Raw genomic sequence first — 11,713 nt, forward strand, 5'->3', positions numbered from 1 at the left:
GCCGGTTTCCAACAATTTCAGCAGACCAGAATCATGGCCAGAACCGCCCGGATCGTCGAAATCCCGTCGCTCGGCGTGCTCGACCGCGCGGCCGGCGACCTGAGCCGCCAGCTCGCGCAGGCGTTGCGGGACGCGGTGCGGCGCGGCGACATGCGGCCCGGCGACACGCTGCCGTCCACGCGGCTGCTCGCGACGTCGCTCCAGGTCGCGCGCGGCACCGTCGTCGATGCGTATGCGCAGCTCGTCGCCGAAGGCTTCCTGGAGTCGCGCGGCGGCGCCGGCACGCGGGTCGCGAACGCGCTGGCCGAGCCCGCTCCGCCGGCCGGTGAACCGCCCGCCGCCCGGCGGCGTGCCGCACCCGCCGGGCTGCCCGAACCGGCCGCGACGTTCGCGCGGATCGCCCGCGAATTCCGGCCGTTGCCGGCCGTGCCGTTCGCGATCTCGGTGCCGGTTGGGCTCACCGCGCCCGACGACATCTGGCGCCGGCTCGGTAACCGCCTGCGCGCCCGCGGCGCCGGTGCGCCGTCCGGTTACGCGGATCCGCAAGGCGCGCGGCCGCTGCGCGAAGCGATCGCCGATTACGTGCGCCGCTCGCGCTCGGTGCGCTGCAGCGCCGATCAGGTCGTGATCACGAGCGGCACGCAGCAGGGGCTGCACCTCGCGAGCCAGGTCCTGCTCGGCCCGAACGATCGCGCGTGGGTCGAGAATCCCGCCTATCGCGGCATCACCGCGCTGCTCGAGAGCACCGGCCGGAGCGACGCGATGGTCCGCGTGCCGGTCGACGCGGACGGCATCGACGTCGACGCCGGCATCCGTCTCGCGCCGAACGCACGCGCGGCGTTCGTCACGCCGTCGCATCAGTACCCGCTCGGGATGCCGATGAGCATGGCGCGACGCAACGCGCTGCTCGGCTGGGCGCGCGCGCATCGCGCGTGGGTGGTCGAGGACGATTACGACAGCGAGCTGCGCTACGAAGGCTATCCGTTTCCGTCGCTGCAAGGTCTGGATCCGGAACACGTGATCTATCTCGGCACGTTCAGCAAGATCCTGTTCCCGTCGCTGCGGCTCGGCTACGTGATCGCGCCCGACGACCTCGTGCCCGCGTTCTGCGGTGCGCGCGCGCTAATGGATCGGCACGCGCCGACCGCCGATCAGCACGTGCTCGCCGCCTTCATCGCGGAAGGGCATCTCGATCGCCACATTCGCCAGGTGCGCGGCGTCTATGCGGAACAGCGCGCGCTGCTGATCGACACGCTCGGCGCGCGGCTGCCGCGCGAGCGCGCGTGGGTGCAGCCGGGCGATCAGGGGATGCACGTCGTGCTGTGGCTCGCGCAATGGATCGACGATCTCGACGTGGTGGCGCGCGCCGCGCAGGCGGGCGTCGCGGTGCGCGCGGTGTCGCCCATGTTCGCGCCGGGCACCGCGCGTCCGGGCCTCGTGCTCGGCTTCGGCGGGTTCGATCGCGCACGGATGGAAGCGGCCGCGCAGCGGCTCGCGGATGTGGTCGGCGAAGCGGCCGGCACCGTTTCATCGGAAGAATCGCGGCGGTGCGGACGACCAAAGGTTGTCCGCGGGAAACAAACGTAATCGTCTGTAAATCCTGCAAGAAAACGGGCTGTTTGACCGCCGGCAACGGTGCGCGGTTTGCTAGGATCGCGCCTTTTCCGCTCGCGCTCCTGCCGTCGTGAATCGCTTCGTGCCGTTTCTTCGTGACCTGTGGCTTCGCTGCCGCACCGGTGCCCGCGTGCTGGGCGCCGGCGCTTGGCATCGCCTGCGCCATCCGACGCGCCGCGGTGTCGCGCTGACGCTCGCCGCGATACCGGTGCTCGGCCTGCTGGTCCTGCTCGCGTTCGTCCCGTTTACGCCGAGCATCGGCGACATCCGCAAGGCGCGCATCGACCGCCCCGCGCGCGTGCTGTCGGCCGACGGTCAGCTAATCGCCGAATTCCGGCCCGTCAATCGCGAATGGGTGCCGCTCAAGCAGATCTCGCCGCACATGGTCGACGCGCTGATCGCGACCGAAGACCACCGCTTCTACGCGCATCACGGCATCGACTGGCGCCGCACGCTCGCGGCCGGGCTGCACACGTTCTCGGGCAGCCGCCAGGGCGGCTCGACGATCACGCAGCAGCTCGCGCGCAACCTGTATCCGGACGAAGTCGGCCGCGCGCCGACGCTCACGCGCAAGGTGAAGGAGCTGATCACCGCGTTCAAGATCGAGACGGTGTACAGCAAGGACGAGATTCTCGAGACTTACCTGAACACGGTGCCGTTCCTGTACAACGCGTACGGCGTCGAGATGGCCGCGCGCACCTATTTCGGCAAGTCGGCGGACCAGCTCGACATCGTCGAAAGCGCGACGCTCGTCGGGATGCTCAAGGGCAACAGCTATTACAACCCGGTGCTGAACCCCGAGCGCGCGGAACAGCGCCGCAACATCGTGCTCGCCCGGATGGCGGCGATGGGCATGCTTTCGCCCCGGCAGCTCGCGCAGTTGCAGCGCCGGCCGCTGCGCGTCGACTTCGAGCCGCAGACCGCGCAGCCCGGCCCCGCCCCGCACTTCGCGGTTCAGCTGCGCAAGTGGCTGATCGCATGGGCCGACCGCAACAACTACGACCTCTACGCCGACGGCCTCGTCGTGCGCACGACGCTCGATGCGCAACTGCAGGACATGGCGACGCAAGCGCTGACGCAGCAGACCGATCGCCTGCAGGCGATCGCCGATGACGCATGGCACAACCCGTCCGGCTGCGGGCTGCGCAACGACCTGTTCCGCGGCTTCATCCGGCAGACGCCCGACTATCGCGCCGCGCGCGACGCGGGGCTCGCCGATGCGGCGGCGCTGAAGCAGCTCGGCGCGAATCACGCGTTCATCCGCGCGTTGTGCGAGCGCAAGACACAGGTGCAGGCTGGCTTCGTCGCGATCGATCCGCGCAACGGCGCGATTCGCGCGTGGGTCGGCAGCCCCGATTTCGGCAGCGAGCCGTTCGATCACGTCGTGCAGGCGCGGCGCCAGCCGGGCTCGACGTTCAAGCCGTTCGTCTATGGCGCCGCGTTCGCGGACGGCATGCGGCCGGGCGATACGTTCGTCGATCGCCCCGTCGCGATCCCGATCGGCGCGCACGCGGTGTGGCACCCGACCGATGCCGAGCCGCCGACGGACGCGCCGATGACGTTGCGCGACGCGCTTGCGCTATCGCGCAATCGCATCACCGCGCAGGTGATGCAGCGCGAAGGCGCGGCCAGGGTCGCGCAGCTCGCGCGCGCGATGGGCGTGCGCGACAGCGCGCTCGACGCGGTGCCGTCGCTCGCGCTTGGCACGAGCCCCGTCACGCTGAAGGAAATGGTGTCCGCGTACGGGACGATCGCGAACCGCGGCGTGTACGTCGCGCCGCAGATGATCACGCGCATCGAGGACCGCGACGGCAAGGTGCTCGCCGCGTTCGGCAGCGCGCCGCCCGAACGCGCGCTGCCGGTGGCCGCGGCCCAGACGCTGGTCGATGTGATGCGCGGCGTCGTCGATTACGGAACCGGCGCCGACATCCGCTCGCGCTACGGGATTCGCGTCGACGTCGCGGGCAAGACCGGCACGACGCAGGACAACACGGACGGCTGGTTCATCCTGATGCATCCGCAACTGGTGGCCGGTGCATGGGTCGGCTTCGACGACGGTAGCGTGACGCTGCGCAGCGACTACTGGGGCGCGGGCGCACACAGCGCGCTGCCGATCGTCGGCTCGTTCTACGATGCGGCATTGCGTGCGCGCGCGATCGATCCGCGTGCGCAGTTCTCGCCCGATTTTCGGCCGCGCAGTGCGCCGGCACCCGTGCCGAAGCGACATCCGCACCCCGGCCTGTTCGACTGGCTGAAAATCTTCCGCTGAGCGCTGCTCGACAATGACGCTTCGTCATCCTTGAGGAAGCGATCCCGGCACGCACCGTGAATCGTCGACGCGTTCGAGCGCGTCGCCGGCGCGCGGCGTTTCGCGTTCCGCGACTGCACGCCGTACGATTTCGCGGGCGACCTGCGTCAGGCCCCGAGCGATGCGCGGGCCGGCGGATACGGCCGACAACGCGCTCAGGCCGCCGCGAACGTCGCGGCCAGTGCATCGAACGGGCGCACCCGCCGTATCGCCTTCGTCGGGCCGGCTGTCGTCAGTCCGCCGTGTCGCCGTTCTTCGGCAGCTTCGACCATGCGTTGCGCCCCGGCGCCGGCGACCATGCCGGACGCGTCTTGCGTGCGCTGTCGATCACGGCCAGGTAGCGGCCGGCGATCGGCGTGATGTCGCGATCGCGGCGCAACACCCACAACGATTTTCCTGCCTCGACGCGCGCCTGATAGTCGTCGTCGAGGATGCCGTGCGTGTCGAGGAACGTGTTCAGCGACGCAGGAATCCGCACGCAGCCTTTCGAATGCCGGATGCCGAGCAGCGGTTCGAGGCGATCGGGGTCGGTCGCGTGCATCTGGAAGCGCATCGGCGACTTGCCGCCCTTGCCCCAGCCGCGCTCGCCGTCCACCCAGCCGAAGTCGTAGATGCGCATGTCGCGCTTGCCGTAGCCGCGAATGCCGTTGTCGTTCGTCGTGCCTTCCGCGCGGAAATCCATGTTGTCGGGCGAGTGGTGGAACACACCGAGCGGCGTCAGGAAGTGATCGTATTTGCCGGGCCAGCCGGTGCCGACCGGCGACGCGCCGATCATCAACCACGCATTGGACGACGTCGCGCGGAAGTAGATGAACAGCGCCTGAACATTCGGCGCACGGTCGACGAGCGCAACGTATTCACCGGCCAGATCGCCGAGATCCGCATCGGCGAGCGCGTTCTGAAGGCGATCGCCATACGCGCGCTGCTCGCTCGCGGGCACGTTCAGGCGCCGCGTGACTTCCTGCGTGAAGCGCTTGCGCATGTCGATCGCGCGCGCGGTTGCGTTCCTCGCCTCCTCGGCCGACAGCGGCGGGTGCCGGCGCGGCGGCGTCGGTGCGGGTGCTTCGGCTTCGCTTGCCGGTGTGGCGGATGCCGCCGATGCCGGAGAGGCCGCGGACGCGGCGGACGCCGCGGATGCCGGCGCTGCTTCCGACGACACATGTGCCGGCGAAGCCGGATGCGCGGCCGGAGCAGTTGATGAGGAAGACGTAGCAGTGGCCGACGGCACGTCGGACGCGGCAAAGGCCGGCCGCGCGACAAGAACGGAGATCGGAACTGCGGCCGCGAGCCACACATACGTGGCGACCGCGAGGGTACGGCAACGCGGCTTGGACAACCGCCGCGTCAGGTCGGAGAGCATCATGCGATCGAAGCCATCGGCCGATCCGGCCGTCGCACGTTGCGAACGGCGCATCTCCCGCGCGAGCCATCGACACGCCTGCGGCACGCATGTGCCCCCGCGCCGACGCCTCTTCGCGGTGGAGTCGTTCGCAGTACAACGCGTTCGGTCCAATGGCGGCTAATGAGTCGTCAGGTCTTTCATTCTACCCGCGCGGACACGAATCGGCAGGGCCTAACCCCCGGTTTCGCGGCGGTGTTGCGCTTCGTCACGCTTTGTTTCAACTCGTTGCCGCGTGCTTGTCACCCGCGTGCCGCACGCGACACGCGAGTGCGCAGCCGGCGTCTACTTCGAAATGGTTTCGAGCGCGATGCCTTTGGTACGCGGCCCCATGAACCCGATCGCGGCCATCACGATCACCATCGCGCCGGCAATGAACGCGAACACGCCGAACGTGCCGAAGCCCTTCAGCACGGCCGCGATCACGAACGACGAGAAGATCGCCGAGAAGCGGCTCCATGAGTAGACGAAGCCCACCGCGCGCGCGCGGATCGACGTCGGGAACAGCTCGGCCTGATATGCGTGGAAGCTGTACGACATGATGTTGCTCGCGAGCGTGAGGCCGATGCCGAGCACGATCAGGAATGCGCCCGCCGTCGTCTGGCTGAACAGCAGCCCGCAGACGACGATCGCCGCCGCCATCGCGACGATCACCGACTTGCGCTCGAAGCGGTCGGCGATCACGAGGCCGATCAGCGGGCCGAGCGGCGCCGCGAGCGCGATCACGCTCGAATACATGAGGCTCGACGTGATCGTGATGCCCTGCTTGATCAGCAGCGTCGGCACCCAGTTCGCGAAGCCGTAGAAACCGACCGTCTGGAACACGTTGAAGATCGTCATCATGATCGTGCGGCTGCGATACGGCGGCACCCACATGTCGCGGAAGCTGCCGCGCGGCGGCACCGGCTCGGCCGGCGCGGGCGGCGGCAGCGGCCGGCCATATTCGGCTTCGACCTTCGCCTCGAGCGCGCGCATGATGCGATCGGCTTCGTCGACGCGCCCCTGCTGCGCGAGCCAGCGCGGGCTCTCGGGCAACTCGCGGCGAATCCACCACACGAACAGCGCGCCGTGCGCGCCGATCAGCACGACCCAGCGCCAGCCGTCGAGGCCGAGCGGTGCGTGCGGCACGAGCAGATACGCGAGGAACGCGACCACCGGCACCGCGACGAACCCGACCGCCTGCTCGCACGCGAACGCGCGGCCGCGGATCTGCTTCGGCACGAGTTCGGAGATGTACGTGCCGATCGTCACCATCTCGACGCCGAGGCCGAGACCGACGACGAAGCGCCAGAAGTTCAAGCCGCCCGCCGTGTCCTGGAACGCCATCACGACGTTGGCGGCCGTGTACCACAACAGCGACCACGTGAAGATCGCGCGGCGGCCGAAGCGGTCCGCAAGGAAGCCGCATGCGATCGTGCCGATGAAGAGGCCGGAGAACAGCGCGGCGATGAAGCTCGCGACGCCCGTGGTGCCGAACAGGCCGTGCGTCGTCGCGGACAGGATCCCGCTTTTCACGAGGCCCGGCGCGACGTAACCGCTGTACAGCAGATCGTAGAGTTCGAAGAAGAAGCCGAGGCTCAGCAGCACGACGAGCTTCCAGACGCTGCGGGTCGGCGGCAGGCGATCGAGGCGGGCCGAAATCGAGCCGGCGTCGATGGAAGAGGACGAGGCGGCTGCCTGCGGAAAGCTGTCCGTTGAGACCATCTTGGTCGTGTCTCCTGATCGTGTCGTGTGTTTTGTTGTCCGGCGGCCAGCGGGCCGCCGTCGGGCGATTCGCTGCATTGTACCGGCACGCCGCGCGGGCCGCGCGGCGTGGCGAACCGGTTCGGACACCCCACTTTCGCGCCGGGTATTGTGTAAATTGCGTAACCGTCTGTCGGATCTGTAAGGTTCGCCGGTGTCGCGACGTTTCGCTGCCGGACTGCGAACGCAACCCGTCACGGCCCCGCCGGCAAGGGCTCGCGGGGCCATCGCATGCCCGCGCGGGCATCACGGTACGCGCCAGGCAAGATGCACGATCGGCAGCGCCGCGGCCGCCATGCCCCGGTAACATGCTACCGGGCCAACTCCCGGCTTCCGGGCGCCTTGCGGCGCCCGCCATTGTCGGCAAAACGTAAGCATTCCATGTCCATACAACGACTATCCACGTACGCACGCCGGATCGCGCTGTTCGCACTGCTGCAGTTCGCGGTGATCGCGACCGCGTCGGCATTTCCGACGGCCGCGTCCGCACCGGGCGCGAGCGGCGTCGGCGTCCCCGTGCCGACGATTTCGCTCGGCGACGCCGTTGCGCAGCTCAAGCAGATGCAGGTGCAGCAGGACCGCATCAAGCAGCAGACGTCGAACGCGACCAACAGCAAGGAGCTCGACGAACTCGGCGACGCGACCCAGGAACTGAGCGCCGACGTCGACAAGCTGCAGAGCCAGCTCGCGCCACAGCGCACGCAGGTCCAGGCGCAGCTCGACGTGCTCGGCCCGCCGCCGGCCCCGGGCGCGTCGCCCGAAACGCCCGCCGTCGCACAGCAGCGGGCGGCGCTGAACGCGCGCAAGGCGCAGATCGACGCGGCGCTGAAGCAGGCCGCCGACCAGAAGACCAACCTCGCGAACCTGAACGACCAGTTCTCGAAGCTGCACCGCAGCTTGCTGAAAAACCAGCTTGCGTTCCGTTCCGGCAGCATCTTCGGCGCGCAGTTCTGGCTGCCGCTGTTCCATCTGTCGCCGGACGACGTCCAGCGGCTCGACGATTTCAACGACGAACTGCGCGACATGCTGCGTTCGTCCTGGACACCCGGCCAGCGCGCGCTCACCACGCTGCTGGTGATCGCCGCGCTCGCGGCCTGGCTCGGCGGCCGCCGCATCGTCGAACGCGGGCTTGCGTGGTTCTGCCTGAACCGCCTGCCGCCCACGCGGCTGCGCCGCAGTGCGCTGGCGCTGGCGACGGCGTTCTCGACGCTACTCGCGACCGCGGTCGCCGTCCAGATCCTCTATCTCGCGCTCGCCCGCCATGCCGAGCTCACGTCGTCGATGACCGATCTGTGGGACCAGTTCGCGAAGCTCGCCGTGACCTGCGCGCTGATCGCCGGCCTCGGCCGTGCGCTGCTCTGCACGAAGCATCCGTCGTGGCGGCTGCCCGCGCTCGCCGATCCCGTCGCGCTCGCGATGAAGCCGTTCCCCGGTGTGCTGGCCGCGCTGCTGCTGATGTCGGGCACGCTCGAATCGATCAACCGGATCGTCGATACCAGCCTGTCCGTCACGCTGTTCGGCCGCGGCATCGTCTCGCTCGTCGTCGCGCTGACCGTCGGCGCGTCGATCCTGCGCGCGAATCGCGTCCGCAGCGCGCTTGCGGCATCCGGCGAGGCGCCCGAGGATCGCTCGACGCTCGCGGGGCTGATCCATGCGGGCGTCACGCTGGCGATCGTCGTGTCGCTCGGCGCGCTGCTGATCGGCTACATCACGGTCGCACGCTTCATCACGTACGAGCTCGTGTGGTTCGAGATCGTGCTGTGCAGCGTCTACATCATGACGCAGCTGACGCGCGACGCGAGCGAAAGCCTGTTCTCCGCGAACCTGTCGACCGGCAAGCAGATCAAGCACCTGTTCGCGCTCGACGACCGGCATCTCGACCAGGCCCACACCGTCGTGTCCGGTCTCGGCACGAGCCTGCTGATGCTGGTCGCGGCGATCGCGTTGCTGACGGGCGGTTTCGGCACGACGCCGAGCGACCTGCTCGACAGCGCGGTCGCGATGATCGGCGGCCAGCGGCTGCAGAGCCTGAACATCATGCCCGACCGGATCATGAACGCGGTGATCGGGTTCGCGATCGGCTTCTACCTGCTGCGCTCGGTGCGCCGCTGGCTCGACAGCGAGTTCATGCCGGCACTCGGCATGGATGCGGGAATGCGCGTGTCGCTGATCACGTTGTTCACCAACGTCGGCTATGTGCTGCTCGTGCTGATGACGCTGGGGCTGCTCGGCGTCAGGTGGAGCAACCTCGCGTGGATCGTCAGCGCGCTGTCGGTCGGTATCGGTTTCGGCCTGCAGGAGATCGTGAAGAACTTCGTGTCGGGACTGATCCTGTTGACCGAGCGGCCGGTGAAGGTGGGCGACATGGTCAGCATCGCGGGCGTCGAAGGCGACATCCGCCGCATCAACGTGCGCGCGACCGAGATCCAGCTCAGCGACCGCTCGACCGTGATCGTGCCGAACTCGCAGCTGATCTCGCAGAACGTGCGCAACGTGACGATGGGCAACAGCACGCAGGGCGTCGCGACGCTGATGCTGACGTTCCCGCTGAACACCGACCCCGAGCAGGTGCGCGACCTGCTGCTCGACGCATATCGCGAGCATCCAGCGATTCTCGACAAGCCGGCGCCGTCGGTCACGTTCAGCCAGCTGGCGCCGGACGGGATCACGCTGAGCGTCACGGGCTACGTGGCGAGCCCGCGGATCGCGAGCGCGACGAAGAGCGACCTGCTGTTCGAGATCCTGAAGCAGTTGCGGGCGTCGCAGATCACGCTGTCGACACCGCAGATGCTGGTCGTGCAGAACATGCCGGCAGTCGACGGATCCACCCGGCACGAATGAATACGTGATCGGGCGGGCGCGGATCGGGCATCGCCGCGCACGCATCGCCGAAAACGACAAGGGCCGGTTACCGCTTTCGCGGCAACCGGCCCTTGTCATTCGAACGTCAACGCGCCCTGACGGGCCGCTGCGTCACACGTCGAACTTCACGCCCTGCGCCAACGGCAGCTGACGGCTGTAGTTGATCGTGTTCGTCGCACGGCGCATGTACGCCTTCCACGCATCCGAACCCGACTCGCGGCCGCCGCCCGTTTCCTTCTCGCCGCCGAACGCGCCGCCGATCTCCGCGCCGCTCGTGCCGATGTTCACGTTGACGATCCCGCAATCGCTGCCCGCCGCCGACATGAACTGCTCGGCCTCGCGCATGTCGTTCGTGAAGATCGCCGACGACAGGCCCTGCGGCACCGCGTTGTGCACGTCGATCGCGTCTTCGAAGTTGTCGTAGACCATCACGTAGAGAATCGGCGCGAACGTCTCGCGCTCGACCACCGCCGATTGCTTCGGCATCCGTACGATTGCCGGACGCACGTAGTATGCATCCGCGTGACCGACATCGATGCGCTCGCCGCCCTTCACTTCGCCGCCCTGCTCGCGTGCGTCGGCCAGCGCCTTCTGCATCGCGTCGAACGACGCACGGTCGACCAGCGGTCCGACGAGCGTGCCTTCCTCGAGCGGGTTGCCGACCTTCACCGACGCATAGGCCTTCTCGATACGCGGCAGCAACTGGTCGACGACGCTGCGATGCACGATCAGGCGGCGCAGCGTCGTGCAACGCTGGCCGGCCGTGCCGACCGCCGCGAACGTGACGGCGCGCACCACGAGGTCGAGGTCGGCGCTCGGCGCGACGATCATCCCGTTGTTGCCGCCGAGTTCGAGGATGCCGCGCGCGAGACGCTGGCTCAGCACCTTCGCGACTTCCGTGCCCATCCGCACGCTGCCGGTCGCGCTGATGACCGGCACCTTCTTCGACGACGTCAGCACCTCGCCGACGTCGCGCATGCCGAGCACGAGCTGGCTCAGGCCTTCCGGCGCGACGCCCGGATGCGTCTTGTCGAATTCGCGCAGCGCCTTGGCGAGCAGCTGGTGACATGCGATCGCGGTGAGCGGCGTCTTTTCCGACGGCTTCCACACGACCGGATCGCCGCACACGAACGCGAGCGCCGCATTCCACGCCCACACCGCGACCGGGAAGTTGAACGCCGAGATCACGCCGCACACGCCGATCGGGTGCCACGTTTCCATCATCCGGTGGCCCGGGCGCTCGGACGCGATGGTCAGGCCGTAAAGCTGACGCGACAGGCCGACCGCGAAGTCGCAGATGTCGATCATTTCCTGCACTTCGCCGAGCCCTTCCGACGTGATCTTGCCGGCTTCGAGCGTGACGAGGCGGCCGAGCTCGGCCTTGTGCTCGCGCAGCACGTTGCCGAACACGCGCACGAGCTCGCCGCGCACCGGCGCCGGCACCGTGCGCCACTTGAGGAATGCGTCGTGCGCGGCGTCGATCTTGCGCTCGGCGTCGGCGGGCGAGTCGACCGCCAGCGTCGCGAGCGTCGCGCCGTCGAGCGGCGAACGCGCGGTCAGCGCATTGCCTTTCCACTGGGCGAGATCGATGTCGAGCGCAGCAAGAATGTCGTTGAATTGCATCACTTCCTCTTCAGGGACAGATTGATCGGTGCGGCGGCGACGCCGCCCGCGTGATTCGATTGGAGCGCGTTCGCGCGCCCTGTGCAAGCGGATGCGCAGCTCGGCGGGCCCGGTGCGCCGCCTGGCGCATCGCGCGGCGCCGCCGCCGGAAACCCGGCCTGACG

At 68.7% G+C, this 11,713-nt stretch carries 6 protein-coding genes; 3 read left to right on the top strand and 3 right to left on the bottom strand.

Annotation, left to right across the window (positions count from 1 at the left end):
• The first annotated feature begins 33 nt into the window (after positions 1 to 33).
• Positions 34 to 1,587, top strand: coding sequence for a PLP-dependent aminotransferase family protein (locus tag HWX22_RS27290; protein WP_175916775.1), 1,554 nt, complete (start codon positions 34 to 36; stop codon positions 1,585 to 1,587).
• 97 nt (positions 1,588 to 1,684) lie between these two features.
• Entirely contained in the window at positions 1,685 to 3,883 is a 2,199-nt protein-coding gene (locus HWX22_RS27295; protein WP_175916776.1) for a transglycosylase domain-containing protein, read from the top strand.
• Positions 3,884 to 4,154: 271 nt separating this feature from the next.
• On the opposite strand, the gene HWX22_RS27300 is transcribed toward HWX22_RS27295, so the two are convergent.
• Positions 4,155 to 5,336: a hypothetical protein gene (locus tag HWX22_RS27300; RefSeq protein ID WP_175916777.1), complete on the bottom strand. Its 1,182-nt coding sequence runs from the start codon at positions 5,334 to 5,336 to the stop codon at positions 4,155 to 4,157.
• Positions 5,337 to 5,606: 270 nt separating this feature from the next.
• The gene (locus tag HWX22_RS27305) at positions 5,607 to 7,025 is read right to left on the bottom strand and encodes an MFS transporter (RefSeq protein ID WP_059818543.1); all 1,419 of its coding nucleotides are present in this window, start codon (positions 7,023 to 7,025) and stop codon (positions 5,607 to 5,609) included.
• Positions 7,026 to 7,445: 420 nt separating this feature from the next.
• Between HWX22_RS27305 and HWX22_RS27310 the strand changes: the two genes are divergently transcribed.
• Positions 7,446 to 9,905 (top strand): DUF3772 domain-containing protein, encoded by a 2,460-nt coding sequence (locus HWX22_RS27310; RefSeq protein WP_175911863.1) that lies wholly within the window; start codon positions 7,446 to 7,448, stop codon positions 9,903 to 9,905.
• A 132-nt stretch (positions 9,906 to 10,037) separates the two neighbouring features.
• Here the strand turns inward: HWX22_RS27310 and HWX22_RS27315 are convergent, their stop codons facing one another.
• The gene (locus tag HWX22_RS27315) at positions 10,038 to 11,549 is read right to left on the bottom strand and encodes an aldehyde dehydrogenase family protein (RefSeq protein ID WP_059697572.1); all 1,512 of its coding nucleotides are present in this window, start codon (positions 11,547 to 11,549) and stop codon (positions 10,038 to 10,040) included.
• Positions 11,550 to 11,713 lie beyond the last annotated feature (164 nt).

Origin of the sequence: Burkholderia sp. BCC1638 (assembly GCF_902833195.1) — a bacterium.
GTDB classification, from domain to species: Bacteria; Pseudomonadota; Gammaproteobacteria; order Burkholderiales; family Burkholderiaceae; genus Burkholderia; species Burkholderia diffusa.

Bases quoted from the DNA above. Each gene is read 5' to 3' on its own strand.
- HWX22_RS27305 (WP_059818543.1), bottom strand. From the start codon at position 7,025: ATGGTCTCAACGGACAGCTTTCCGCAGGCAGCCGCCTCGTCCTCTTCC.
- HWX22_RS27290 (WP_175916775.1), top strand. From the start codon at position 34: ATGGCCAGAACCGCCCGGATCGTCGAAATCCCGTCGCTCGGCGTGCTC.
- HWX22_RS27300 (WP_175916777.1), bottom strand. From the start codon at position 5,336: ATGCGCCGTTCGCAACGTGCGACGGCCGGATCGGCCGATGGCTTCGAT.
- HWX22_RS27315 (WP_059697572.1), bottom strand. From the start codon at position 11,549: ATGCAATTCAACGACATTCTTGCTGCGCTCGACATCGATCTCGCCCAG.
- HWX22_RS27310 (WP_175911863.1), top strand. From the start codon at position 7,446: ATGTCCATACAACGACTATCCACGTACGCACGCCGGATCGCGCTGTTC.